The following is a 26,761-nucleotide window of genomic DNA, read 5'->3' on the forward strand; positions in this document are numbered from 1 at the left end:
GCGAAAAGGAGATTTACCCGTTAACCAAGCGAAATTCGCCCAAACGGGTTTCCACTCCATTCGTGCCTCGGGCTGGATGCCTGACGAGCCGCCAGCGAGCGGCTCGCAAAATAAGTGGGTCTTCGACCCCGCTGCCCGCGCAGGGCCACGCGCAGTAGCTGGTTAATCGACCGTCAGGCTCAGGTAGTGATACTGGCCGCGGTAGTTGATGAGGAGCAGGTTGCGGCCTTCGCGCAGGAGGCCTTTTGCCGCGGCGACTGTGGCCACCGGGCTGCGGTTGATCTCCACGATCACGACTTCGGGGATCAGGTAGCCCGCGTAGGGCGAGTCCTCGGCTACGCCCGTAATCACCAGTCCGGCCACGCGCGGGTCGATCCCGAGGCGGCGGCGCACTTCGGTGCTGAGCGGCTCGACGTCCACACCTTCCAGCAGCTCGTTGGGCCGATCCACGACCTGGCCCAGGGTCACGGTTGCCGTCATTTGCTGGCCCTCGCGCAAGAAGGCGATCTCGACCGCAGAGCCGGGGGCAGACTGGGCGATCTGCAAGCGCAGGTCTTCGAGGGTGGAAATGCTGCGGCCATTGATCGAGTAAACCACATCGGTGGGTCGCAGCCCCGCCTCCTCGGCCGGGCCTTCGGGCGTCACCTGCGTGAGGACGACGCCGCGCGCGCCTTCGGGCATGCCCAGCCGCGTCAGGACTTCCGCGGAAACCGTCTCCGCCGCGGCGCCGAGGTAGCCACGGGCCACGGTACCGGTCTCCACAAGGCTGTGCATGATCGAGGCGGCGAGGTTTATCGGGATGGCAAAACCGATCCCGATGTTGCCCTTGGTCGTGGAGACAATCGCGCTGTTGATCCCTACGAGGCGGCCTTTCGCATCGACGAGCGCGCCGCCGGAGTTGCCCATGTTGATCGCGGCATCGGTCTGGATGAAGTCCTCGTAACCGGCTACTGTTTCCAGCAGCCCGAGCGAGTTGCGCCCCTTGGCGGAGACGATGCCCATCGTCACTGTCTGCCCCACGCCGAGCGGATTTCCGAAGGCGAAGACGACGTCGCCCACCCGCAGCTTGTCGCTGTCGGCGAGCGTGACGGTCGGCAGATCGGCGGCCTCGATCTTGATCACCGCCACATCGGTCTTCGGGTCGGCGCCGATGAGGGTCGCGCGGTATTCGCGGTCATCGGGCATGAGGACGCTGAGCTCGTCCGCGCCTTCGACGACGTGGTTATTGGTGATGATGTAGCCATCGCTGCTGACGATAACGCCGGAGCCAAGGCCCTCCTCGCGTTGCTCGCGCGGGTGGATGTCGCCGCCAAAAAAGCGCGACCACGGGTCGGCACTCATTCGGGTGGTGACGATTTTCGTCGAGTAAACCGAGACGACTGCGGGCTGCACGGTCTCGACCATATCGGCGTAGCTGACGCGCACCTCGGCGGCCTCGTGAGTGAGCGGCGTCGAGTCGACTTGCAGCGTCGTGCTGTGCGCCGCCGTAGCCAGCGGCAGGTGCACGCTTCGGCCCTTGCCGGAGAGCAGCAGCGCGACGGCCCAGCCAACGATGGCGGCCAGGAAAAGTAAGGAGACAAATTTAACTCTCATCCCAAATCACTGGAGTAAGGGAGCGCTCCCGCCCGGCGACAATGCCCGCGTGACAAGAGCCTCCCTGAAATTTCGTGCGCAGTAGTGGCGAAGCGCTGTGGCGTGCGCCCCACCTCGTCGGGGCGCGCACCCACTGCGCGTGGGGCACTAGAAGCCCTTGATCTTGAAGAGCCCCGTCACGCTCTTGTTGTTGGTGATCCGCAGGATCGCCTCGCCGAGGAGGCTGGCGATGCTCAGCACCCGGATCGGCAGCCCGTGCGTCTGCACTGGCGTCGAGTCGGTGGTGATCAGTTCGTCGATCAGGCCGGCCTTCAGCCGCTCGACGGCGATGTCATTGAGGATGCAGTGGCTGACTGCCGCGCGCACGCTGACGGCCCCGTGCTCGCGAAGCATCTTGGCCGCCGCAGTGAGCGTGCCCGCGGTTTCCGTCATATCGTCAACGAGCAGTACATCGCAGCCCTCGACTTCGCCGACGAGGCTGAGCGCCTCGACCGCACTGGCGCTCTTGCGTTTTTTGGCGACCATACCGAGCGTCGCGCCCATCGTATCGGCGTAGGCAGCGGCCATCTTCATGCCGCCGATATCGGGCGAGCAAACAACCAGCGGGCGCTCGCGCGGCTGCTTGGCGAGGTGCTCGAAAAACACCGGCGAGGCGTAGAGATGATCCACCGGGATGTCGAAAAATCCCTGAATCTGCTGGCTGTGCAGATCCATCGTCAGGATGCGCTGCGCGCCCGCGGCGACGAGCAGGTTGGCCACCAGCTTGGCGGTGATGGGCACGCGCGGCTGGTCTTTGCGATCCTGGCGCGCGTAGCCGTAGAAGGGCAGCACCGCAGTGATCCGCTTGGCCGAGGCGCGGCGGGCCGCGTCGATCATGATGAGCAGCTCCATCAGGTGGTGGTTCGTCGGCGGGCAGGTCGCCTGCACGATGAAAACATCGTTGCCGCGGATGTTTTCGTTAATCTTCACGAAAGATTCCCCATCGGGAAAGCTCGTCACCGTGGCTTCGCCGAGCGGCTCGCCGATGGAGCGGCAAATCGCCTCGGCCAAGGCGCGGTTGGAGTTTCCGGATAGGATTTTGAGTCGGGACTCGCTCATAATTGGTGTTGGGAAAAAGGGAGCAGGAAACTGCGGGTGCGCGGCAGGCGGAGGGCGGCGGCTGTGTCAAGGGCGGGCGGCGAGCTCGCGCTCCAGTTGGTCGACGCGCTTGAAGAGATCGGGCAGGCGGCGCTGAAGCACCTGCAAGCGGCTCGCGAGCCGGTGCGGCATCGCCGGATAGCCGCTGATAAAGACGCCCGGCTCCACATCGGCGATAATGCCGGCCTGCCCGCCTGCCTTGGCGGCCTGCCCGATGCGCAAGTGACCGGAGACGCCGACCTGGCCTGCGAGGACGACGTAGTCCTCAAGCGTCACGCTGCCCGCGATGCCGACCTGCGAGCACAGGATGCAGTGCTTGCCCACGATCACGTTGTGGCCGATCTGCACGAGGTTATCGATCTTCGTACCCGCACCGATCCGCGTCTCGCTGAAGCGCGCGCGATCAATCGTGGTATTCGCCCCGATCTCGACATCGTCTTCGACGACGACCGTGCCGACCTGCGGGATTTTTTCGTGGCGGCCCTCGACGAAGTCGTAGCCAAACCCGTCTGCGCCGATGACGACGCCCGGGTGCAGCCGCACACGGTTTTTCAGCACGCACCGGGCGCTCAACACGCTGTGCGGCATGAGCCAGCAATCCTCGCCGATCTGCGCACCGGCGCCGATCCAGACCTGGGCTTGCAGGTGAGCCCGTGCGCCGATCTGCGCGCCCGCCGCCACCACACAGAGCGGGCCGATCGTCGCCGTCGGGTCGACCAGCGCGCCCTCTTCGACAACCGCAGTCGGATGCACGCCGGGCTGCGGCTTGGGCCAAAGCTGCTGCTCCAAACGCGCGCAAATCGCGGCGAGCGCAGCCGAGGGATTTTTAACAAACAAGAAAAGCTGATCGGGCTGCGGCTCGCCGTCGTAATCTTCGGGCAGGAGCAGGACGGAGGCGCGAGACTGGGGCACTGCGGCGCGGTACTTCGCGTTGCCGAGGAAGCTCAGGTCGCCGGGCCCGGCGGCTTCGAGCGAGGCGATTGCCCGAAGCGTAGCCCGCGTCTCCCCAAGCGAACCCGTAGCATCGGTGATCGTGCGCAACTCTTCGGGGCTGAAAGAAAACTGCATGGGAAGGAGGACGGTCTGACAGTTTAGCGGCGCGCTGCAATGCAGCAGAAGGTCACACGGCGCCCATTTCCGCCGAAGCCCACCGCGCCATGCGCGAGCTCGATGGCGCGGCAAACTCGCCCGGACCAAGGCCCGGCCAGCCCGCCAGCACCGCCGCGCTCAGGGTATGAAGATCGGATCATCGGGCACACTGTGCGTACAAAAAACCCCGCCGAGAGTTTGAGCTTCGGCGGGGTGGACGGATTTCCCCTTGAGGAAAATGCGAATGGGCGGCGGCTCTTAGCGGCCGAGCGGCACGGAGACCGAGGGCGTCCCCGCAGCAGAGCCGGCCGGCCGGCCGCGGTTGATCTCGGCCTCGACTTCGGCGGTGATGTCCAGCGCGTCGTCGTGGTAAATCACAGTCGCGATGCCGAGCAGGTTGGGGCCGGATTTGTCGAGCAGCAGTGTCGCGCCCTTGCGCTTGGCGATGTCGGTCGCGATCTTGCTGATCTCTTCGAGCATGATCGTCTTGAAGTTCTGAAAGCGCTGCTGGAGCAGGTTGCGGGTATTGGCCTCGAAGCTCTGGAGCTCGTTGTTCTTGCGCTGGATTTCCTGGAGCTTGGCCTCGGCGTCCTCGCGGGCCTTGTCCTTGGCCTCGGCGCGGGTCGCGGGGTTGTTGCTCTGCTCCAGCGCCTCCTTGTACTGCTCGACGAGCGTGTTGCGGTCGGCGAGGAGTTTGTCGGCCTCTTCATTCGCCTTCTCGGCATCGGCCTGGAGCTTCTCCTTTTGCTCCTCGGTCTTATAGTGCTCGTCGAGGAGCTTCATCATGTCGACGACGGCAACCTTGGTCGCAGGAAGGGATTGGGCGTGGAGCGCCGCGCTCGAAACAAAGAGGGCAACGAGGGCAACAAGCAGTTGGGCAGATTTTTTCATAGGATCGAGGAACGATAAAGGGTTGGGAGCGGAACGGTTTTAGAAGCGCGTGCCAAAGGAAAAGTTGAACTGGCCGCCTTTGTCTGCCGCGCGACTGCTCGTCAGCGGGATTGCGTAGTCCAGCCGCAGGGGCGCCCCGGCGACGAAGAGCTGGATCCCGATGCCGATGTTGTCGTGCAGGTTGGAGGGGTTGAAGTCGTAGGCACCGCGGTTGACGAAGCCCGCATCGTAGAAGGCGGCGATACGGATCGGGCTCACCACATCCATCGAGTATTCGAGGCTGAGCATGCCGTAGGACTTGCCGCCGAGGATCAGGCCGTTGGGGTCGCGCGGTGCCACGTCGTTGTACTCGAAGCCGCGCAGCGTGTAGGGCCCGCCGAGGAAGAAGCTGTAGTAGTAGGGCACCGAGGTGCTGTCGCCGTAGTTGTCGATCACGCCCGCTCGCGCGAGGACGGACATGACCTGATTCTGGAACTCGAAGACCGGGTAGTACTGGGCGCCGCGGAAATCGAGTTTGTAGTAATCGACGTCGCCGCCAAAGGGGCCGCCACCGACATCGATGTTGAGCTCCACGCGGTTACCCGTGGTCGTGCCGATGATCCGGTCGCGCGTGTCGCGCAGGATCTGGAGGCCGACGCGCGAGATCGTCGTCCGCCCGGGGCTGACGAGCGCAAGGCCCGTCTGCGTCACGTCCTTGATCTCGACCACTTCGTAAGTGTAGGAGAGCCGCCCGTCGACGAGCTCGAAGAGCCGCTTGCGCAGGTAGACCTCGCCGCCTGCGGAGATCTGGTTGTAGTACTCGCTGTTGTACTCCGAGGAGGTGCGGTAGACGGTGAAGCCTGCGGCCAACTGGCGCTCGAAAAGCCAGGGCTCCTCAAAGGAGAGCAGCGCCTCGCTGGAGCGCGAGCCGAGCTGTGCGCGCAGGCGAAACTTTTGCCCATCGCCCTGGAAAAACGAGCGGTAGTTAAACAGGTCAAAGTTGCCCTGCGAAACCTCGGCAAAAACCGTCGCCCGATCCAGCGAGCTGAAGCCCGCGCCAAAGGTCAGGTTACCCGTGCGGGCTTCGCGCACGGCGACTCGCATATTGCGCCGCCCGGGGATGTTCGTCTCCTGCGGGGAGAGCTGCACGTCCTCAAAGAAGCGCGTGTTTTCGAGGCGCAGCTTGCTGATCTTCTCGCGCACGGTGTCGTAGACGTCGCCCGGGCCGAGCACGAGCTCGCGCAGGATCACGATGCTCTTGGTCTTTGTGTTCCCCTCGATGGCGATCGACTCGACGCTGAATTTCTCGCTCTCCTCGATCTCGTACTCGATGTCGATGTCGCCCGTGGTGATGTTGGGCTTGCGGATCATCCGCACGCGCGTGTCGAGGTAGCCCGCCGTGCCGTAAGCGTCCTCGAGCCGCTCCACGTCCTTGTCGAGCTTGGAGGGCGAGTAGACCATCCCCGTGCGCTGGCGCAGCAGCCGCTTGAGCAGGTGCGGCGGATAGATCGTGGCGTTGGAGACCTCGACCTCGCCGATGCGGTACTGGCGGCCCTCGTTTACCGTGATCGTGATCAGCAGCTTGTTCGGCTTCGGGTAGGTGAAGCTGATGTTTTCGGGCAGGATCTCGATGTCGAGGTAGCCTTCCTCGCGATAGTGATCGCGCAGCTTGTCGAGGTCTTCCTCAAACGCGTCGTCCTTGAAGCGCCCCTTGCCGGTCAACCACGAGAGCCACCACCACTTGCGCGTCTCCATCTCCTTGCGGAGTTTGCGCGACTTGATGTGGTCGTTGCCCACGAAGCGGACTGAGGCGATTTTGGAACGGTTGCCCTCGCGGATGTTAAACGTCACCGAGCCAAAACCCGTCGCCCGATCCCGCTCGATCGCGTAGGTCACCGAGACCTGGTTGTAGCCTTCCTTCTGGTAGTACTCGCGGATCTTCTCGCTGTCCTCCTTGATCTGGCGCTCGTCGAGCGCAGCGTTGGCGCGGGTCTTGATCTCGCGGTCGAGGCGGGTGTCCTTGATCTTGCGGTTGCCCTGGTAGCTCACCGTCATGACGCGAAACTTCGGCGTCACCTCCACCACGAGGTTAAACGTATTGTTCGCCAGCGCCTCGCGCTTGACCTCGATAAACTCGAAAAGCCCCGTCCGGTACAGCGCGCGGATGTCGCGGTCGATCATCGTGTCGTCGAGGGCGCCGCCCTCGCGCACCTGCATGTTTGCCCGGACGACGTCCTCGCTCACGTTGGCGATTCCCAAAAACCGCACAGTAATCTCGCCCACTCGGAAATCGGGCTGCTCGCCGCCCTGGGAAAAGGGCTGGGCATGGGCGACTGACAGGGCTGCGAGACCCCCAAAAGCCAACAAAAATGCCAACAAAAATCGGGTTACTCCGCGCAGGGAGTTACGGTGTGTGGTTTTCAAAGCGGGTTATGTCTCGGAGGAAGGTAAGTTTCAGTTCTCCTACGGGCCCATTTCTCTGCTTGGCAACGATTAACTCGGCCGAGTCAGCAGCGACCTGGAATTTCTCGTCGGCGTCCTTGGGGCGGGCCAGCATGAGGACCACGTCGGCGTCTTGCTCGATCGAGCCGGACTCCCGCAAATCGGCCAGCTTGGGCACGCGGTTTTCCTTTTCGGACGAGCGGTTGAGCTGGCTTAGAACCAGCACGGGCACGTCAAGTTCCTTGGCCAGCGCCTTCAGGCCGCGCGACGCCTCGGCCACCTGCTGCTCGCGCGGCACCTGCGCGTCAGTCGGGCTCAGCAGCTGCAAATAATCGACGATGATGAACCCCAGCTTCGTCCGCGCGTGCACCCGCCGCGCCTTCGCCCGCAGCTCCATGATCGACAGGTGGCTGGAGTCGTCGATGAACAGCGGCGACTTCGTAAACTCGTCTGCTGCATCGAGTAATCTCTGCTGAGCGCCGTCGTGCTTGGGGATCAGCCCCTCGCGCAGCAGCTTCATGTTGACCCGCGAGCGCGAGCACAGCAGGCGCAGCGCAAGCTGGGCCGCGCTCATTTCGAGCGAAAAAATGAGCGTCGCCGTCGGCTCGCCGCGCTTCGGCATCGCCGCCGCCTCGGCAAAATTGAGCGCCAGCGAGGTTTTCCCCATCGAAGGGCGCGCCGCGAGGATGATCATCTCCTGCCGCTGAAACCCGTACATCAGCGCGTCCAGATCCTTGAAGCCCGAGCTCACGCCGGTCAGCTCGCCCTTTTTCTCCATCATTTTGTGGAGCACGAGCATCGCCTCCTTCATCGGCCCGCCAATCGGCTTGGCCGCATCGGAGATGCGATCCTGCGTCACGCTAAAGATCTCCTGCTCGATTTTGTCGATAAACGACTCCAGTCCCCCGCCAAAGTTGAAGCACTGCTCCACGGCACCCGTTGCCGCCTTGATCAACTCGCGCAAAAGGTGCTGCTCCTTCACCCGATCAATGAAGTACTGCGCCTGCGCCGTCGTCGGGATCGAGTTGCTGACCTCGGCCAGGTACGCCGGGCCGCCGATCTCTTCGAGCTCGCGCGCAAGCCTCAACTCCTCGGCGAGCACCGCAATATCGACCGTGCTCTGGCGCTGATAAATCTCGCACAACTTACTGTAAATAAGGCGATTGCGCGTCTCGTAAAACGCTGCCGCAGTGAGCTTCGACTCCAGGCAACGCGCAATCGTGTCGGAGCCATCGATCAAACAGCAGGCCAGCACATACTGCTCGGCCTCCGGACTGTGCGGCAGCGTGCGGCCCAAAGGCGGCAAATCCGACTCGGGGTCGTCGCGCCCGCGGGCCGCGTTGCGGCTGCGCTTGGTGCTGGAACGTATGGGAGTGTCTGAAACCATTGAAAAATCAGGCCGCGCGCAAAAAGGGCGAAAAGCGCGAGGGGCAAGACTTGGAGCCCAAGCAGAGCAACGCGGCAATCCTCCGCGCAGAAAATTTCACGTAGAGGCAAAACCGCCTCGCTCGCCCGGGCCGATGAGCAAAGGCGTGCCTATCGCGCAAAACGCGTATGCGCAAAAAGGAGGATCGCTCCATGACCACACTCGTGAGCGCGCAGAAGGCTCTTCCTCGCTACGCGGGGGCTGGCTCTCCCTCTTCCTTTTTACTCACTGCCGTAGGAGCGGGAAGGCGCGGAGGACACTTGGGAGCAGCTCACAGCGCGGCGGGCGCATGGGACTGCGGGGCCGTCGGCACCTCAATCACGACGCTGCGCGCGCAGCTCGGCCATCAACGCGTCGAATCGCGCGGGGGCTCTTCCTGACTTTATTTTGTTGCCGTCCTGCGTATTTTTTGTCCGTCTGCGGGCACTCCCCCCTCGCGGATCGGCCACTCCCCAAAGCCTTTCCCGCTTCCCCTCAGGTCGGCCCGCTCCCCTCTTAGTTTTTCCCGTCCCCTTGCCAGTTCAGCGCATACCTGCGCCGAACCGCTTCACCCCCAAATCCCCTACCCCTATGAGAAAATATGCATTAGCAACCCGTACGGGCACAGCCGCGTTGATCCTCGCCCTGTGCCTCCCCGCCTTCGGCCAGCAACCCCAAACCGAAGAAGAAGTCGTCCGGCTCTCTCCCTTTGCAGTAACCGAAAACGCAAATATAGGTCGCTACCAAGCCGCTGAAGCCACCTCGGGCACCCGCGTCCGTATGGATCTAATGGACTCCACCCAGAGTATCTCCGTTGTCACAAACGAGTTCATGCAAGACATTGGTACGGACCGTTTGCTCGACGCAGTCAAATACGTGGCAGGCATCGGGGCGAGCACTCAACCCAACGCTCTAGATGCGATGAATGTCCGCGGTTTCACAAACTACGGTGCGACCATAGATGGATTTTCACAGTTTAACTGGGTCAACCAAGACCCTATCGTTGTTGAGCGCATCGAGATCGTAAAAGGCCCCAACGCGATCATTGCTCCACAGGGGCTCCCTGGTGGCGTAGTCAACAACGTCACCAAACGACCGCTATTCACCAACAAGGGCTACGTTTCCTATCAAATTGGTCGCTGGGATGCAAATCGTGCCGCGTTTGACGGAAACTATGTAGTGCGGCCGGATAAGCTCGCCGTCCGTGTAGTCGGTGCCGTCACGGATGCGGATGATTATGGCCAAGATGAATTCCATCAAAACATCACCATGATGCCGATGCTCACCTACCGGCTCAGCCCAACAACCGAGTTTACGATTCAGCTCCAAGCTTACAACGCGAGCGTCTTGGCCAATAACGGCAATCCGATATCAGTCTATGCAGTCGGCCGTAGCAATGTGCGCCTACAAGAGGGCCTCCCCCGCAACTTTCAAATGCTAGGGCGCAACATTACTCGCCACCAAAATGGTCAGAACACACGTTTTTTCTTCACCTCGCAGATTACCGATAAACTCTCTACACGCTTGGTCGGCAACTGGGTCGAGCAAAGCGTACGCACTAACTTCCTCGGGGTGAGCCGCGCCTTCGACGCCAGCGGTGCCCCCGGAGAAGTAGTCCTCCTCGACCCAATCACCGGCGAATGGAGTTGGGATGGCGTAACCCTTAATAATAGCCCGCGATACAACCTCGGTGGGGCCAACGAGTGGCCGAAGCTCAATTACGGAAACCTCCAGAACGACTTCGTATACGAGCACTCGGCTAGCACATGGAAAAGCCAATCCGTTGGTGGTTATGCAGTTAATTACAACAGTCAACACCAGCGCATCAAAAATTACACAGCCGATCCGACGCTCTACGACTTTTCTAACAACTTCACGCCTCCGCCCTACACTCTCGAACCCAATTGGCGCGACAACTGGTCGAGCCGTGGCCGCAGTACCCAAGTGTATATTTACGAAGTACTCAGTCTTTTTGAGGACCGGCTAGTGCTCAGCGGCAGCCTTTCCCAAAATCGCTACTACAGCAGTAATCATGATAACCTGACAAATCTCCGCAGTCAGAATAAGGGAGAAGCGACACTTCCTTCAGGAGGGCTGGTGTATAAAATCACTCCGGAGGTTTCAGCTTACTACGGCTTTTCCAAGCAAGAGCTACTGGGCGGATCTGACGAGGCTAATGGGATCCCTCCACACACGGTGCCCAGCCGCCAGCACGAAGGCGGTGTGCGCATACGACTTTTCGATGGGAAGCTCTATGCCACCCTCGCCTACTTCGATATTATGCAGAGTAATCTGTATCAGCAAAACTTCGCCAACTATGTGACCCCGCGCCCTGTCCCTCCACTACCTCCGGTGCTCACGCAGCGCACATCTAAGGGCTTCGAGTTTGAGCTATCTTGGTCGCCAACCAAAAACTTCTCGATGGTCGGGAGCTATACTGACTATAAAAACCGCGACCAAGATAATATGCGTTATACGAACGTCCCCGAAAAGATGGCCAGCATTTGGGGACAGTATACCTTCTCCGATACCGGAGCACTCCGCGGCCTAGCGATTGGTATCGGCGCCAGCTACACAGGAGAGCGCCCGAGCGACACCATAGGGCAGTATACAGAGCCTCCCGCAGGCTACACGCCAGTCCGTATTCAACCCTCATTCTGGATCCCATCTTATACTGTGGTCGAAGCCAGTGCGAGCTATCGCTTTAACAAATACTGGCGCGCAAACCTCGTAATTAAAAACCTCCTCGATAAGGACTATATCCCCGGCTCCTTTAATCGGAACATTTATGTAAGCACTCCAATTAATCCGAAGCTCACCCTGCGCTACGAGTTCTGAGCGAGCTTTGTGTTGGGCCCACTCGACTTGCGGCGCACTCAGCATTTGGTGCGCCGCAGGTCTATCATTCCGCTAAATACAAGGAGAACGCCATCCCCCCATGAGGCTCTCACCCGGAGTAATTATCATCTTTGCTCTCGCACTTTTAAGTGCCACTCTTGTCGTACTGATCCCTGCCAAAGAGCCCAAAGGGATTCCCTTTTGGGTATTCGCCACGCTTCATCGCGATGCTTACATTGAGCCGATTGCACGCTGGAATGAAACGCATCCAGAAAGCCGCTTTACCATGTCACTGTTGCATGACCGTGCAATTGAACAACGCATGCTCTCCGGCTTTCTTTCGGGAGTACCCATGGCCGACCTACTCGAAGTACACGAATTAATGTACCCAAAGGCGTACCTCGGCCCTCTCGACCAAATCGGCTTTCTCGACATCACTGATCGACTTCACTCCGAAGGGCTATACGAACAGTTTAACACGCCCTCTTTGCTACAACAGTCTACTCGCGGGCATCATTTCGGACTCCCTCGTGCTGTTGGCCCTGTACTTCTGGCCTATCGAGCGGACCTCGTTGAGGCCGCCGGCATAAGTGAGTCGGAGATTGAACAAATCGAAACATGGGATGACTATTTCCGCGTCATGCGCCCTTTGATGGTGGACCTTGATGGAGACGGGCGCCCCGACCGCTATCTACTCAGTGTTTCGGAGATGAGCCAAGACGTAATTCGTATGTTAATTTTGCAAAACGATGGTGTCCTATTCGATAAGGAAGAGCAGCCCGCTTTTGCCAACGAACGAAATGCGCGTACGCTCGCAACAATAATCACGTGGAGCACAGGGGAGGCCCGTATCGGGACCGACGTCCCCCTACACGGCTCTGCTGGGCACAGGCAGAGACTTGATGGTGTTGTGATTGGAACCCCAATCCCCGATTGGATGCTGGCTCTGTGGAAAAGAGAGAATCCTCAAATCGGAGGTAAAATTAAGTTCATGCCCCTGCCGGCCTTTGAAGCAGGAGGTCGACGTACCAGTACACTAGGCGATACGATGATAGGGATTCATAAACACAGTGCCCGCATCGAGGCCTGCTGGGAAATGGCCAAAAGTCTCTACACCTCACTTCAAGTTGCAGAGGACGTGTATCGCGAGTCAGGCATCATTACCCCCTTCAAGCCGCACTGGGAAGCTTCTTTTTACCATGAACCTGACCCCTTTTGCGGCGGTCAACGCGTCGGCTCACTTTTTATTGAGCAAGCACCCCATGTGCCCATAAGGCCCTCCTCTCCGTATACACAGGTCGCCTTTGGTCATATTTGCACAGTGGCAATTCAGCTACGTGCCTTTGCCGAGAAGAACAGTATATACGAAATCGAACCACTTGCCGCCGAAGCACTCCGCCTCCTTCGAAAAGAGCAATACAAACTTCAAAATCTGATTAGACGAAATGTATTCTTGGAAAATCACGTAAAATAGGCCCAAATTCACATACTTAGGCTCATGACAAAATAAGAGAGGAACTAAGACTAGGCGAAGTGGTCTACTAAGCCTCCTAATGAAGCATCAAGTAGACCAAACTAGTAAATTCATAGATAGTAAAGATCATAAAAGAACGTATTCATTTGCAAAACGGGGAACCCTCCTTCTACTACTGTTTATTGCTATTATTGCGCTATGGTGCACGATTTACGACCGTCGGAACTTATCCATACCAGTCTCTGTCGATCAAGATTCGGGCTACGTACTAGCAATGATACGACTTGCTCAAAAAGGAGACCTAGGGTTATTTGGGCACATTAAAACAGAATCGCTAGGTGCTCCTTTTACTGGAAACCTTAATGATTTCCCTCAGAATGAGAGGGCCATCATGTGGGCAGGAGGTATCCTCGCCCGGATTATTGGGCTCTATCAATCAGCAAATATCATGGTCATCGGACTTCACATATTTGCATCCATATCATTCTATTTTGCAGCAAGGCTATGGAAAGTTCGCGGCTCAATCGCATGGCCATTAGCTCTTGTTTATTCGATGAGCCACCAAACGGTTAGAGGTCTCCCGCACCTCGGGATTGGCTATTTCGGTCTTCTGCCACTTCAGCTTTATTGCTGCTGGTATATCGCAACGGCCCCAAAGCTCACATGGAAATCACATCGCTTTAAACTGTCATTATTAGTCGGACTTATCAGCGGAGCTCTAAGTGTTTATTGGATTATCTGCTTCCTACAAATGTACGGCCTTTCTGTACTTTATAGGCTCTTTAAAAGAAAGGATAGTATCGCACGATCATCTCTGCCGTTGTTACTCACGCTTGCGGTGGCCTCCTCGCTACTCGGCAGCTTTGTTGTCTATCAAATTGAGAATGGACGAAATCCCAAAGCTATCATTCGCAGCTATCGAGACACTGAGATATTTTCACTAAAACCACTCGACCTCATCATCCCTAAAACTCATCAAGCCTTTGGGCTTTTCAATAAAATATACCAACGCTATAAAGGTGGCAACGCAATAATACTGGGTGAGTCTGAAACCGTCTACATCGGCCTACTTAGTGAATTCGGTCTCGCTCTTATATTAATCAAAACCATACAGCGTCAATTATCAGCAAAAAGTATCCCACTCTCAATGCTAGGCATCCTATGGGTATTGACTTACGCCAGCTTTGGCGGGATAAACTCTCTGCTTAGCCTGGTCACCAATACCTATTTCATACGCTCCACCAATCGCTACTCCGCAGTCATTAGCACCATCTCCCTTCTCTATTTCTCTGTATGGTTTCAAAATAAAACTCGGCGGCATAGGGCCATATTTACAATCCCTATCATCTATGGGATCGCCAGCCTGGCACTAGCCGAACAGTGCTACCCTGTCTATCGCGCTACAAGGGAAGGAAACTTGGCTCAAATAATGGACTCCAGAGTCAAGGCAGATCGTGACTTGGTCACATGTCTAGAGCAATACCTTCCCTCCCGAAGTATGCTATTCATGATGCCTGTTATGGATTTTCCAGAAAGTGGGATGGTTAATAAATTTGGAGATTACGAGCATCTTCGACTTTTCCGTCACTCGACTCATTTGCGCTACTCCTTTGGCAGTAATAAAGGTCGAGCCGAGGCCGACTGGCAACATAGCGTCGCTGCTCTACCGGCCGCTAAAATGACTCAGGTACTCGAGTCCTGCGGATTTTCGGGAATTCTCTTAAATCGACGTGGATATGAAGATAATGCAGAAAAACTCCTAGGCGAACTCGAAGCAGCAGGTTACTCGATAGATTTTAGACAAGGTGAGGCCGAAGAGTGGGTCTTCATACGGCTTAGCCCAGCAGCTAACCCTCAACTTCCCACGTTGACTCCCTGAACTACACTCGAATAGGGGTTAGCTGCCTCAGCCTCCTCCTTCCTCCTTACGACAAGCAAAAGACTGACGCCAAAAGGCATAGGGATACGCCACATTGATGTTGTTACGAAGATCCATTTGAGCAGTCCGTTTAGCCAGCGGGACGGGATGCGGTATTCGCTGCGCGGCTGCTCCTCCTCTGGCTTTATGGGTTTGCGACTGCGCCATTTGCGCACGATCAAGGCAGGCAAAAACGCGAGCGAGTTCGTATAATTGATATGCAAAACCTCCCAGTCTTCCTTTGGGAAAAGAGCGAGTAGTACCTTGCAGTCGTAGCGGCGGAAGTGGTGCATGGACACATCCCGATCAGCCGAAAACGCCGGTCACTCGCACACTTCGCCTCAATTTGCGCCACGCTGTCGTCACCGCTCCCATCATCCACCAATATAGCCGTCCAATGTGCTTGCGCTACCTGTCCGTCGAAAAGTGCGGTCAAGCGCCTCAGTAGTTCAGGCAACACCGCGCTCTCGTTGTAGACGGGAATGACAAGGGCCAAATTTGGGAAGCTCACGTTCGGGAGCTTTCACCACGGCCCACCCACGCTCAGGCTCTCACCCAGTCATAAATGGGAGTATAAAAGTCATAACTACTTATATAAGAAAAGAGGTCCTTACTTGGCGGGATTACGTCTCCATTGCCGAGCGAACCAAAAAAGCCACTCCGAAGAGTGGCTTCCCCTGGCTCTGCTTAAGCAAACAGTCGGGCTAATCGCTCGCCCCCACCGGCTGGTCTACGCTCCCGCCGCGCCTTCCCAAGTGCCGCCGCAGGGGCCGCCTCCAGTCTCAAACTCGACCATGAGATCACGACCATCCATCGACACAACGGGGGTATAATACTTCGATATTTTTGCCAAATCCCCCTTGGCATAGTGGCAGATCCACGAACGGCGAAAACGCGTTTTCGAGCGATTGGGGCCAGATCCGTGAATCACGTTACCGTTAAAGAAAAGCGTATCGCCCGCTTTCATTTCGGCTGGGACGGGTTTCTGCCCTTGCGGGATGGGCACTCGATGAGGTGCATAGCTAAGTGCTGCGTCAGCCACATCGGGGCAAACCAAGTCATTATTATGAGAATTGGGCACGACCATCAGCCCGCCGTTTTCCGCATCGCAGTCGTCCAAGGCTGTCCACGCGGCCATACAGGTGCCGGGCTGCACCAAGAGGTAAAAATTGTCCTGATGCATGGCCTGCCCGCGAGCCCCGGGCGGCTTGAAGTAATACATGGTCTGGGTCGCCACGGGCTCTCCTCCCATGAACTTTTCGAGGAACACCCGTACTTTGGGGTGCAGCAGGTAGGCGCGCGCCTTCGCGTTAAAGCGGTGCGGGTGCATCACTCGCGGCCACTGGGCGAGCGGATCCATCTTATCGCTACTGATCCTCGAATCTACACCGGGGAGTTTGCCCGGCTCGTAAAACCCGGGCACGCCTCCGTCGGCGTGCATTTTCATAAAAAGCCCGTTAAGGTCTTCGACCTCCTCGGGCGAAAAAAGGCCACGGGCGATGAAATAACCATCGCGGTGAAAGGCCTCGGCCGCTTGGGCGAGGCTCGCCTCATCGATATTTCCTTCGGAAAGGACAAAAGGCTCGTTGGACGAATAGCCTTTAACTGCGGATTCTTTTTCGGGTGTTTCTAAGAGCATAGGGTATTTTGGGGTTACGCCCGCACCTGTAGCACAGGTCCCTCGGAAAAGCTAGTGGGGCACAGATGATAACCATACCGGCTCTGCACATATTACTTCTACTTATGACATAATGAGCTAGCACCTCTCATAGAGAGGAAGCCCGAGGCTCGCCGCACCAGTCCGGACGGAAACCCCTTGCAGGTGTGAAAAATTCAGCACCCGAGCACGAACAGTACGAAGCCACCCAAAGGGCTAGCTCTCTCCGTTGGAAAGGGGAACACTTGGGAGCGGTTCACCGCGCGGCGGGCGCATGGGATGGGGCTGCTGGCCAGCATCTCAATCACGGCGCTGCGCGCGCAGCTCGGCCATCAACGCATCGAATCGCGCGTCCAGCTTTGCATCCAGCTTATCGATCCGCGCATCCATCCGCTCCAGCCGCGCATCCATCCGCTCAATTACCTTATCCAGCCGATCATTGGTCGCGCGAATCTCCGTTCTCAGCTCCACTACAGCCGCATCCACCCGCGCATTCATGGAGCTCTGGATAGAAAAAACCATTCCGATAACGCCGATGAGTGCCCCTGCTACCGCACTCAAAACCCAGCGTATGAGTCGGGCTTCGGAGCGTAACTCGCGCAAGTCCGCGCTTGTCGCGTGAGTGGCTTCCAGCACGCCGAGCCGCTCTTCGACGGAGCGGGCCACTGCTACCGCAAATGCGGGCCGGGCTACCTCGCGGGTCGCCTGTTTTTCCCGCGCCTTCTCTCTCCCGCGCGCAGAGACAGTATAAGCCTCGGCATCAAGGAGCTCCTTCCCGCCTTCCACTGTGACTGCAGCAGCCCGGGACATGTCGTGCAGTCTGCGGCCTGCGCCTCACGAGTCAATTGAATGTGCCGTATTTTGTCGCGCGCGCACCAGCACCCGTTTTGCGAGCTCCACCCAACCAAAAGGGTCGCGCCGGAAGCCGGGTGCGGCCCTTCCCAAAACAGGGTGCGTATAAACAGGCTGCCTGTGTCAAGCAAACGCGACTGCGGCGCCCATTACACACTACCGGCCGCAGCGTATGTGTCGCTGTGCCAGAGTTGGCAATGCCTGCGGCCGAGCTGGCGGCCAGCAAAAGGCAAAGGCCAAGACCGCGTGCACGCGCCAGCCGATGAGCGAAGTCGGCGACTCGCCGCAGCGGCCCGCACGTTTTCGCGCGGCCGCTAGCGCGTTACTCGCGGGTCGTGGCCTCAGCCTCGGCTTCGACGATCGGGTTTTCCGACACGATGTCGAAGTCCAGCTCTACGGTCACCTCGGGGTGCAGCTTCACCTTCACGTTGTGCTTACCGAGCGTCTTGGCCGGCGTGTAGAGGTGGATGCGCTTCTTGTCGATCTCGATCCCGGCCTCGACCAGCTTGCTGTGGATGTCGGTCGCGGTGATCGCACCAAACATCTTGCCGCCCTCGCCGGTCTTGACGGCAAAGGCCAGCGAGACCGCGGCGATGCGCTTGCCGAGCTCTTGCGCCCCGGCGAGCTCTTGCGCCTCGCGCTCGGCGCGGCGTTTTTGTAGTGCCTCGACCTGCTTGCGATTCGCCTTGGTCATCGGCACCGCCACGCTGCGCGGGAACAGAAAATTACGCGCGTAGCCCGCGCGGACTTTGACTTGATCGCCTTCGCCGCCGAGCCCGTCGACGGGCTTTACCAGGAGTACTTCGGAATATGCCATGATGAAAAAAAGAGTGGAGTGATCGGGGTTGTTTAGAATGGGACGTCGTCATCGACGCCTTCGGGCTCGTTGCTGAAAGATACGGGGCTGCTTTGCGGAGCGGGGGCACTGCGCGGCGGCGGAGCGCTGCGCTGGTAGCCGCCGGAGTCGCCTCCGCCGGAGAAGGAAGAGCCACCGCCTCCGGCCCCGCCCTCGCCGCCTTCGCCCCGGCCACCGAGAAATTGAAAGCCCTCCAGTACCACTTTCAGACGGCTGCGTTTTTGTCCCGAAGCCTTGTCCTCCCACTGGTCGAATTTCAGGCGGCCCTCGACGAAGAGCGGGCGCCCTTTTTGGCAGTACTTGGAAATCGTCTCGCCTTGGCGTCCCCAGGCCTCGATGTCGACGAAGGTCGTCTCATCGCGCATGTTGCCCGCCTCGTCCTTGAACTGGCGATTGACCGCGAGGCCGAATTGGCAAATCGCCGTGCCCTTGGGAGTGACGCGCAACTCGGGGTCGCGCGTGAGGTTTCCGATCAGGTAGACTTTGTTGAAATTGGCCATGAGTGCAGGGAGAGGGAGGGAGGATCTGGAGGCGAACAGGCGAGCGGTGGCTTGGCAATACCAGCCGCGCAACCAGCGCAGCCGGGGCGCGGACAATTTGCCCGCAGTGAGCGCCTAAAGCCGGCAGCAGCAGCGGCCGAGAGGCGCGCGCCGGGCGACAGGCGGCACTCAGGCTGCCTGGATAAAGGTGCGGTACACGTTGCTGTTGAGGCGCAGCCGCTCGAGCAGCGCACCCGGTGCCGTAGCGGGGGCCGAGTAGGCGATCTGCACATACGGCGCGCCGGGGAACTTGCGATCGGTCACGCGGGCAAAATCGCGGTTGCCGAGCTCCTCGACCGCGGTGACTTCGCCCTCGACTGCGGTGATCTCTGCCTTGATCTCGTCGACGATCTGGCCGAGCGAGTCTTCCTTGCCGCGGTTATCGATAATAAAGGTAGCCAAGTAGTTACGCTTTGTCTGTGTCATGAGTGATTGGTGGGGGTCGTTTCTTTACGGTTAATCTGGTTCATTGCGACTTCGACACCGCTATCGAGCAGCAGGTCCAAGCCCTTGAGAAAGTGAGGGAGAGAGTCGAGCAGCAGACTCTGTTGAGCGGCAGTAAACTTGCCGAGAACGAAATCCTTGATGTCCATTTGCGCGGCCGTCTTTGGGCCGATGCCGAGCCGGTAGCGCACAAAGCCCGCGCCCAAATGCTGCAACACGCTGGCGACACCGTTGTGTCCGCCCGCACTGCCACTCGCGCTCAGCTTCGCGCGCCCGAGGTCGATCGTGTACTCGTCGTAGACGAGCGCGACTTGCTCGGCGGCCAGCCTGTAGTAGCGCGTCAGCGCGGCGACCGCCCGCCCGCTCTCATTCATATAAGTGAGCGGCTTGGCAAAGTAGACCGTACGGCCACTGCCCGGGTGTTTCCAGACAGCGACCTCGGCCTCGAAGCGCGACTGGTACGCCCAGGCGAGCGCCTTCTCGCGGGCAAATGCGTCGATCAAGACCCAGCCCAGATTGTGGCGGGTGTCCTGATAATCGCGGCCCGGATTTCCCAGCCCGGTGACGAGCGTGATCGGCAGCATGTGTCTCAAAGAACGGATTTCGCCCGCGCGGGCACCACTATCGGCAACCGCGCGGAGTGAAAAGTACGGCAGGCGTGAAATAGGAAACCTGACACGTACGTCGGCACGCGCCAGGGACGCCTACTTCTTGGCCTTCGCGTCGGCTTTGGCATCCGCCTTGGCGTCCGCAGCCGCGCTGCCAGAGCCACCGGCTTCGCCAACCGGCTCCACGCAGGAGAGGACGGGGTGGCCCTTGGAGTCGAGAAACTCGACGCCCGCGATCTCGGCCAGGTCGCCGACCTTGGTAACCTCGCCGACTTGCAGCGCGGAGACATCCACCTCGACGACGGCGGGCAAATCGCGCGGCAGGCAGCGGATCCGCAACTGGTGCGCGATCACTTCGAGGACGCCACCCTGCGTCTTCACGCCCACGGCCTCGCCCTTCGTGCGCACGGGCACTTCGAGCTCGATCTTCTCGTCAGGATGCACCGCCTGAAAGTCGATGTGCAGATAGCGGTCGGTGATCGGGTCGCGCTGCACCTCCTGGAGAAACGACAGCGCGGACTCCGCGCGGCCTTCGATCTTCAGCTCGACGAGCACCGCCCGACCGCCAACCGCCTTCAGCAAGCGGGTGAACTCCGGCGTCTCGACCGACAGCCCCTCGGGCTGGGTGTGCTTCCCGTAAAGGATGGCGGGAATGCGGTTTGCTTTGCGGAGGCGGCGCGAGGCACTGCGGCCTTTCTGGCTGCGCGCCTGTGTGTTTAGTGTGTATTGGCTCATGGATCGCAGCTACCCCTGTCGCTCCGGAATTGAAGGCAGGCGTAGGGAATGAAGCGGCGCAGGAAGAAGAGCGCCGCGCCCCAATGCAACCAAAACCTTCGCCGCCGCTCCGACCGCCACACCGGAAACGTGCGCACGCAACATTCCGATTCGCGCCAAGCCGCACGCGCGCGCTCGATCGCGCACATTCCGCAAAGCGCAGGTCAAAAAAAAAACTCCGGAGCGGTGTGCGGCCCAATGCTTCGGTTTTTGGGGCAAAAGGGGCATTGACAACGGCACGTGGGGCCGTCGTTTTTTGCGCCTCTTTTTCTACTGTCCGGTAGCTCAGTGGCAGAGCAGGTGACTGTTAATCACTTGGTCGCTGGTTCGATCCCAGCCCGGACAGCCAGAGTCTGACGACTCTTTCATTTTGCGAGGCCCTTGTTGAGGCCTCACCTGCACTCCCACTGCCCGAGCAGGCCCCTCCCAAAGCCCGGCCTGGCGGGAAGACTGGCCTGCCGCTACCACACTCGTGACGCCTTCGCAGCTTCCAGTGCATTCTCGGCCGCGTCGGGCAGTGCGCTAAAAAAATCGAGCCCGGTGCGCGCTTCGATTTCGTCGATTGTCGTGAGGTAATCGGCCAGCGAGTTGCTCGGTGGCTGTTGCGGAAAGATGAAGGCGAGCGTGCGCACGCGACCTGCGCTCTCATCGACGATGATCATGTAGCACGCTTCGGGCACGTCCACCGCGTGCTTAAGCCGCGCAGGCCTCGGCCCGAAAATCGGGCCGGCCAGCACCCACACTTCGCCAAAGCGCGCCGGATAGTTGCGCGCGATTTTCTGCTCCAGCGTCTTCCACAAACCCGCATTGAGCCCGTGCCTCTGCGGGATGATGTTGGACATCAGAAAAGTCTCTTCCTGGGCGCGAGGGCTATAGTGCAGACCGATGGCGTAGTTGGGCGCAAGGTGGCCGCGGTCGTAGCCGCTGCCAGTGTAGGCTGCGGGTGCCACTCGCGCGACCGTGCGCCCATCCACCGAGAACTTCTCCGGCCGCTGGGGCGCTTCCTCGCCCAGCGAGTCGTCACTCACCCGATAAGCGGCCCAGAGCGGATTTCCCCGCGCTTCGCCGTAGCCTACAGCGTAGCCTTCGTTATTTAACCTCCGCACGGGACTGCCCGCCTGAGATTTTGGCGCACCGCCATAGAAATAATTGAGGTCGCGCCCCTCCGTCGCTGTCCCGCCGCCGACTGCCACATAGTCCTGGCCATAGTAGAGCTGCCAAAGATCCCAAGCCACTTCGAAGGCCGTGATGTCCCTCCGGCCCTGCACGGCATTGCCCAACAGGCGCGTCACTTCGCGCTGTCGCTCAGCCGGCTGCACTACAAACCAGCCGCCGATTACACCCCATAGCACGAGGTTGAGGACGAGAAAGACGCGAGCCTTGCGCCACGGCGCGCGCCTTCGCGCATTCGCGCGGCTTCGGCGGCCACGCCCGCTGTTACGCGCAGGGAGAGAACGACGCTTGCGAGTCATGAAAAAGAGCCCGCGACCACAGGTCGTCCTGTTCAGCGCGTCAAGAGGGCTGATCCAAGATACCCACTGCGCGTGGGGCGGTGGCGGGTCGCCACTTCCATTGAATTTGGGAATCGGCTTCGGCACTACGTGCCGAAGCCGATTCCCAAATTTGCCTCCCTGTCGCGTTGCGACAGGAAATGCGGCATCAAATGCGAATGGAGTGGAAACCCATTTGGGCGCGGCGAAAAGGTTTACGGGCTAAACTCCTCCCCGACCAAAGGTCGGGAGATTTTCATGTAAATTTGCGATTTTGGGCGGGCGCGACGCGCACGGGCAAAATCGCAAATTGAATGGTAGGGGCGCCCCTGACGAGCCGCCAACGAGCGGCTCGCAAAGTAAGAGGGTCTGCGACCCCGCCGCACGCGCAGGGCGGTCTGCGACTGTTTCGTTGTGCGGTGGCGGCGGCCCCGACATGGTTTCTTCAGCCGCTCACAAAAAAAACCCGTTCGGAAAAAATTTTCCGAACGGGTTTTTTTAAAGACCGCACGGCTCGCGGGCCGTGCGTCTGTTTTTCACCGATCAGGGCAACGCGGGCCGTCAGTCGTCCTTGCGGTCGTGGGCGGCGTCGAGGATGTCGCCCAGGTTCATCATGTCGGTGCCCGACTGGCGGTTGAGCGCCTCAAAGCTCGCGGTCTCGGCGGCCAGCTCCTCGCTGGAGTAGTTGGCAGCCTTGATCGAGAGGCCGAGGCGGCGCTCGTCGCGGTCGATCTTGATAACGCGGGCGGTCACTTCCTGACCCGCGCTGAGCACGTCTTTGACCTTCTCGACGCGGTCTTCGCTGATCTGCGAGATGTGCACGAGGCCGTCGATGCCGTCCCTCAAGTCCACGAAGGCGCCAAATGAGGTCAGCTTGGTCACGGTGCCGGTGATCACGTCGCCGATCTTGAAGTGCGAATCGATGTCGGCCCACGGGTCGTCGGTGAGCTGCTTCATGCCGAGGCTGATGCGCTGCTGCTGCGCGTCCACATCGAGCACGGTGGCCTCGACCTCGTCGCCCTTTTTGAGGACTTCGGAGGGGTGGTTGACCTTGCGCGTCCAGCTCATGTCGGAGACGTGCACCATGCCGTCGATGCCTTCTTCGAGCTCGATGAAGGCGCCGTAGGTCGTCATGTTGCGCACCTTGCCGCGGACGCGCGCGCCCACCGGGTAGTTGTGGCGGACCATGTCCCACGGGTTGGGCTCCAGCTGGCGCAGGCCGAGCGAGATTTTCTGCTCTTCCTTCTGGATGCCGAGCACGACGGCCTCGACTTCGTCGCCCACCTTGAGGAGTTCGGAGGGCTTGGTGATCCGCCTGGTCCAGGACATTTCGGTAATGTGGACGAGGCCCTCGACGCCGGGCTCCAGCTCGACGAAGGCGCCGTAAGGCACGAGGTTGACGACCTTGCCGGCGATCTTGGCGCCGACCGGGTACTTGCGGTCAATCTCGTCCCAAGGGTTGCGTGTGGTCTGCTTGAGGCCGAGCGATACGCGCTCTTTCTCTCGGTTAACCTCGATGATCATGACCTCGATCTCCTCGCCCTGCTTGAGCATTTCGGAGGGGTGCGAGATGCGGCCCCAGCTCATGTCGGTGATGTGGAGCAGGCCGTCCATGCCGTCGAGGTCGATGAAGGCGCCGAAGTCGGTGATGTTTTTGACGATGCCCTTGCGCACCTGGCCGGGCTCGATGCTCTCCAGCAGTGAGCGGCGTTTCTCGGCACGTTGCTCTTCGATGAGCTCGCGGCGCGAGAGGACGATGTTCTTCCGCTCCGGGTTGATCTTGAGAACCTTGAAGTCGTAGGTCTGGCCGACGTATTGATCCAGGTTCTTCGGCGGCTGCACATCGATGTGCGAGGCGGGCATGAAGGCATCGACGCCCACCGAGATGATGAGGCCGCCCTTGACCTTGGCCTTTACGCGGCCGGTCGCCACCGAGCCTTCGGGGAAGGTGGTGAGGATGTTCTCCCAGTTTTTCTTCTGCTCGGCCTTGTCGAAGGAGACGACCGGGCTGCCGCCCTTGTCCTCAAGCTTCTCGACCAGGACCTCGATCTGCGAGCCGATCTGCAACTCGCCGATGTCGATAAATTCGTGAGCGGGGATCAGCCCCTCGGATTTTCCGCCGATGTCGACGACGACCTCGTTTTGGCGGATTTCGGTAATCGTGCCGGAGACGATCGAGCCTTCCTTAAGCTTATCAAAGGAGGACTGCTCCAGCAGTTCTTGCATGACTGAACTCATATGCGTGGGAAACCTCCGGGGCGCTCCCCCTTGCTCCACTGGGGCTCGACTCGGCGGCGGTGACGGCGCGCCCGCCCAGGTGGGGGCGAAGCACACAGCCAATTGGGTTGGATGGTTAGGACTGACGAGAGAAAGGCCGGCGGGAGCACTGCGACGATAGCGCCGACCTGAACCGATGGAACACGTCGCAAGGGGCGGGAGTCCGGCGAGCGGCGCGCCCCGACGCAAGGGCAATTCGCGCGCCCCGCGCGCTTTCTACCGCGCGCCAACAGAATGAAACCGTTGGGCAGGGAGGTGGAGATTGACCCGTAAATCAGAATTTTCGCCCAAACGGGTTCCCGATCCATTCGCAGTTGATCGCTCGCTTCCGGTCGCGAAGCGACAGGAAGGCTAATTTGGGAATCGTGTTCCGCCGCGTAGCGGCGGGGCCGATTCCCAAACTTAATGGCAGTGGCGACCCGCCACCGCCCCGCGCGTAGCGGGAGTCTTCGACCCTTTCATTGGGCGCCGAGGCGATGTCTCGCCACGGACCGTTTTTCTTCACCCTATCAAGCCGCTCCCTGCGGCCCACAAAAGAACTCGCAGGGGCGCGCGGCGCGGCTTCTCCTCGGCGGTTTTCCTCCATGACCTCTGCCGAGATTCGCCAGTCTTTCTTCGACTTCTTCGCCCAGCGCGGGCACACGATCGTGCCTTCCGCGCCGCTGCTGCCGAGCTCGCCCGGGCTGCTGTTTACCAATGCGGGCATGAACCAGTTTGTCCCGATTTTCCTCGGCGAGGCCGAGCCGCGCGTCAGCCAGTGGGCGGGAGCGCGCCCCGCGCTGAACACGCGAGCCGCCGACACGCAGAAGTGCATCCGCGCAGGCGGGAAGCACAACGACCTCGAAGACGTGGGCTTCGACACGTACCACCACACGTTTTTCGAGATGCTCGGGAACTGGTCTTTCGGAGACTACTTCAAGGCGGACTCGCTGCGCTGGGGCTGGGAGCTGCTCACCGAGGTCTGGGGCATCCCGGCCAGGCGGCTTTTCGCCACCGTCTACGCGCCGGATAAGGCGCAGGGCGATCCGGCCGAGTTTGACCAGGAGGCCTACGACATCTGGGCGGGCATTTTCCAGAAAGCGGGGCTCGACCCCGCGCTCCACATCGTCCGCGGCAACAAGAAGGACAACTTCTGGATGATGGGCGAGACCGGCCCCTGCGGCCCGTGCTCGGAGCTGCATTTCAACTTGCTGCCCGACGACGACGAGGCGGCGGGCCGCGCACTCGTCAACCAGGACTCGCCGCGCTGCATCGAGATCTGGAACCACGTGTTCATCCAGTTTAACGCCAACGCGGACGGCAGCTTCGCGCCGCTCGCCGCCAGGCACGTCGATACCGGCATGGGCTTCGAGCGCGTAGCGGGCCTCCACGCGACGACCCGCGGGTTCACCGATTTCTCGGCCGAGCCGTCCAACTACGCGGCGGACTTGTTCGCGCCGCTCTTTGCGGAGATCGCCCGCCTCTCGGGCAAGCGCTACACGGGCAGCGTCCCCACGCGCCGCGCCGACCTCAGCGAGCAAGAACAAATCGACGTCGCCTTTCGTGTGCTCGCCGACCACGCGCGCTGCCTGACTTGCGCAATCGCCGACGGCATCATGCCCGGCAACGAAGGGCGCAACTACGTGATCCGCCGCATCCTGCGCCGCGGCATCCTCTACGGCACCAAGCTCGGGCTAAAAACCGGCTTCTTCGAAAAACTCGTCGCGCCAGTCGTCGAGTCGCTCGGGCCGGTCTTCAGGGAAGTCGCCGAACAACAGGCGATCATCTCGCGCATCATCCGCAGCGAGGAAGAGTCCTTTGGCCGCACGCTGGAGCGCGGTCTCCAGATTTTTAACAAGGCCGCCAGCGCGGCGACTGCGGCGACCGCTTCGGGCGAAGAGGTGGCGCGCGGCAGTAACGCAGGCGCGACAGGCGGCGGCTCGCACGCTGCCCCCACCGCAGCGGCGACGATCCCCGGAGAGGCCGCCTTCGAGCTCTACGACACCTACGGCTTTCCGCTCGATATGACCGAGCTGCTCGCCACCGAGCGCGGGCTGCGCGTCGATACGGCCCGCTTCGAGGCGCTCATGGAGCAGCAGCGCGAGCGCGCCCGCGCCGCGCAGAAAAAGGAGGTCGTCGTCGCCGCGACCGAGGGTCACGAGCGCAACGCAGCCGCGCTCACCGCGACGCGCTTCCTCGGCTACACGCAGCTCGAAGCCACCGCGACGCTCACCGACATCGTGCGCAGCGACAGCAGCAATAGCGCAGGCAGCGAGGGCGCAGAAGCAGCGGCAGCCGTCTTCCTCGTTTTCGACCAAAGCCCCTTCTACGCCGAGCAAGGCGGCCAGGCGGGCGACACCGGCACGGCCACAATCGCCGGTCGCACGCTGCGCATCATCGACACGGTAAAAGACAGCGCCGACCGGCACCTGCACCGCCTCGCGCCCGAAGACGCCGCCGCACTCGATGCGCTCGCGGCCGAGATCGCCCCCCCCCCCCCCCCCCCCCCCGCGCCCCCC

General features: G+C 60.3%; 21 protein-coding genes and 1 tRNA gene. 5 read left to right on the forward strand and 17 right to left on the reverse strand.

The window, feature by feature from the left end; all coding sequences use genetic code 11:
• Window positions 1-162: 162 nt before the first annotated feature.
• The 6 genes from AXK11_RS07330 to dnaB form a co-directional block, all read right to left on the reverse strand.
• The gene (locus AXK11_RS07330) at window positions 163-1,593 is read right to left on the reverse strand and encodes a Do family serine endopeptidase (RefSeq protein WP_068630810.1); all 1,431 of its coding nucleotides are present in this window, start codon (window positions 1,591-1,593) and stop codon (window positions 163-165) included.
• 147 nt (window positions 1,594-1,740) lie between these two features.
• Entirely contained in the window at window positions 1,741-2,691 is a 951-nt protein-coding gene (locus AXK11_RS07335) for a ribose-phosphate diphosphokinase (protein WP_068630813.1), read from the reverse strand.
• A gap of 66 nt (window positions 2,692-2,757) precedes the next feature.
• Window positions 2,758-3,798, reverse strand: a complete 1,041-nt coding sequence (lpxD, locus tag AXK11_RS07340) for a UDP-3-O-(3-hydroxymyristoyl)glucosamine N-acyltransferase (protein ID WP_068630815.1) — start codon at window positions 3,796-3,798, stop codon at window positions 2,758-2,760.
• 279 nt (window positions 3,799-4,077) lie between these two features.
• Window positions 4,078-4,710: an OmpH/Skp family outer membrane protein gene (locus AXK11_RS07345; RefSeq protein WP_068630817.1), complete on the reverse strand. Its 633-nt coding sequence runs from the start codon at window positions 4,708-4,710 to the stop codon at window positions 4,078-4,080.
• A gap of 39 nt (window positions 4,711-4,749) precedes the next feature.
• Window positions 4,750-7,113 carry an outer membrane protein assembly factor BamA gene (gene bamA / locus AXK11_RS07350; RefSeq protein ID WP_231865799.1) on the reverse strand — a complete coding sequence of 788 codons (2,364 nt, stop codon included), beginning with the start codon at window positions 7,111-7,113 and terminating at the stop codon, window positions 4,750-4,752.
• Window positions 7,094-8,518, reverse strand: coding sequence for a replicative DNA helicase (gene dnaB / locus AXK11_RS07355; RefSeq protein WP_082781012.1), 1,425 nt, complete (start codon window positions 8,516-8,518; stop codon window positions 7,094-7,096). Before dnaB ends, bamA begins: the two co-directional genes overlap by 20 nt.
• 609 nt (window positions 8,519-9,127) lie before the next feature.
• Here dnaB and AXK11_RS07360 point away from each other — a divergent pair.
• The 3 genes from AXK11_RS07360 to AXK11_RS09850 all read left to right on the forward strand — a co-directional run bounded on the left by AXK11_RS07360 (window position 9,128) and on the right by AXK11_RS09850 (window position 14,727).
• Window positions 9,128-11,374: a TonB-dependent siderophore receptor gene (locus tag AXK11_RS07360; RefSeq protein WP_082781013.1), complete on the forward strand. Its 2,247-nt coding sequence runs from the start codon at window positions 9,128-9,130 to the stop codon at window positions 11,372-11,374.
• A 100-nt stretch (window positions 11,375-11,474) separates the two neighbouring features.
• The gene (locus tag AXK11_RS07365) at window positions 11,475-12,848 is read left to right on the forward strand and encodes an ABC transporter substrate-binding protein (RefSeq protein WP_082781014.1); all 1,374 of its coding nucleotides are present in this window, start codon (window positions 11,475-11,477) and stop codon (window positions 12,846-12,848) included.
• Between the two features lie 79 nt (window positions 12,849-12,927).
• Window positions 12,928-14,727, forward strand: coding sequence for a hypothetical protein (locus AXK11_RS09850; RefSeq protein ID WP_156469255.1), 1,800 nt, complete (start codon window positions 12,928-12,930; stop codon window positions 14,725-14,727).
• Here AXK11_RS09850 and AXK11_RS10085 read toward each other — a convergent pair.
• The 9 genes from AXK11_RS10085 to AXK11_RS07405 all read right to left on the reverse strand — a co-directional run bounded on the left by AXK11_RS10085 (window position 14,703) and on the right by AXK11_RS07405 (window position 20,457).
• Window positions 14,703-15,059 carry a hypothetical protein gene (locus AXK11_RS10085; protein ID WP_068630823.1) on the reverse strand — a complete coding sequence of 119 codons (357 nt, stop codon included), beginning with the start codon at window positions 15,057-15,059 and terminating at the stop codon, window positions 14,703-14,705. The genes AXK11_RS09850 and AXK11_RS10085 overlap by 25 nt on opposite strands.
• Window positions 14,945-15,277, reverse strand: a complete 333-nt coding sequence (locus AXK11_RS10420; protein WP_082781015.1) for a glycosyltransferase — start codon at window positions 15,275-15,277, stop codon at window positions 14,945-14,947. Before AXK11_RS10420 ends, AXK11_RS10085 begins: the two co-directional genes overlap by 115 nt.
• Window positions 15,278-15,496: 219 nt before the next feature.
• On the reverse strand, window positions 15,497-16,405 hold the full coding sequence (locus AXK11_RS07375) for a phytanoyl-CoA dioxygenase family protein (protein ID WP_082781016.1): 909 nt from the start codon (window positions 16,403-16,405) through the stop codon (window positions 15,497-15,499).
• A 318-nt stretch (window positions 16,406-16,723) separates the two neighbouring features.
• The gene (locus tag AXK11_RS07380) at window positions 16,724-17,233 is read right to left on the reverse strand and encodes a hypothetical protein (RefSeq protein WP_068630826.1); all 510 of its coding nucleotides are present in this window, start codon (window positions 17,231-17,233) and stop codon (window positions 16,724-16,726) included.
• A gap of 364 nt (window positions 17,234-17,597) precedes the next feature.
• Window positions 17,598-18,092 (reverse strand): 50S ribosomal protein L9, encoded by a 495-nt coding sequence (rplI, locus tag AXK11_RS07385; RefSeq protein WP_068630827.1) that lies wholly within the window; start codon window positions 18,090-18,092, stop codon window positions 17,598-17,600.
• Between the two features lie 32 nt (window positions 18,093-18,124).
• Complete coding sequence (locus AXK11_RS07390; RefSeq protein WP_068630829.1) at window positions 18,125-18,631, reverse strand: single-stranded DNA-binding protein; 507 nt, start codon at window positions 18,629-18,631, stop codon at window positions 18,125-18,127.
• A gap of 168 nt (window positions 18,632-18,799) precedes the next feature.
• Window positions 18,800-19,096, reverse strand: coding sequence for a 30S ribosomal protein S6 (locus AXK11_RS07395; protein WP_068630831.1), 297 nt, complete (start codon window positions 19,094-19,096; stop codon window positions 18,800-18,802).
• Entirely contained in the window at window positions 19,093-19,698 is a 606-nt protein-coding gene (gene pth / locus AXK11_RS07400) for an aminoacyl-tRNA hydrolase (RefSeq protein ID WP_231865800.1), read from the reverse strand. Before pth ends, AXK11_RS07395 begins: the two co-directional genes overlap by 4 nt.
• 120 nt (window positions 19,699-19,818) lie before the next feature.
• Window positions 19,819-20,457, reverse strand: coding sequence for a 50S ribosomal protein L25 (locus tag AXK11_RS07405; protein WP_068630833.1), 639 nt, complete (start codon window positions 20,455-20,457; stop codon window positions 19,819-19,821).
• Window positions 20,458-20,770: 313 nt separating this feature from the next.
• On the opposite strand from AXK11_RS07405, the gene AXK11_RS07415 reads away from it, so the two are divergent.
• A tRNA-Asn gene (locus AXK11_RS07415) sits at window positions 20,771-20,845 on the forward strand.
• Between the two features lie 112 nt (window positions 20,846-20,957).
• Here AXK11_RS07415 and AXK11_RS07420 read toward each other — a convergent pair.
• Together AXK11_RS07420 and AXK11_RS07425 are read right to left on the reverse strand one after the other, a co-directional pair.
• Window positions 20,958-21,848 carry a DNA/RNA non-specific endonuclease gene (locus tag AXK11_RS07420; protein ID WP_231865801.1) on the reverse strand — a complete coding sequence of 297 codons (891 nt, stop codon included), beginning with the start codon at window positions 21,846-21,848 and terminating at the stop codon, window positions 20,958-20,960.
• A gap of 699 nt (window positions 21,849-22,547) precedes the next feature.
• Window positions 22,548-24,224 carry a 30S ribosomal protein S1 gene (locus AXK11_RS07425; protein ID WP_231865802.1) on the reverse strand — a complete coding sequence of 559 codons (1,677 nt, stop codon included), beginning with the start codon at window positions 24,222-24,224 and terminating at the stop codon, window positions 22,548-22,550.
• A 623-nt stretch (window positions 24,225-24,847) separates the two neighbouring features.
• Between AXK11_RS07425 and AXK11_RS07430 the strand changes: the two genes are divergently transcribed.
• Window positions 24,848-26,761 (forward strand): alanine--tRNA ligase-related protein (locus AXK11_RS07430; protein ID WP_231865803.1); only part of this gene is annotated, 1,914 nt, incomplete at its 3' end.

The organism is Cephaloticoccus primus (genome assembly GCF_001580015.1).
GTDB classification, from domain to species: domain Bacteria; phylum Verrucomicrobiota; class Verrucomicrobiia; order Opitutales; family Opitutaceae; genus Cephaloticoccus; species Cephaloticoccus primus.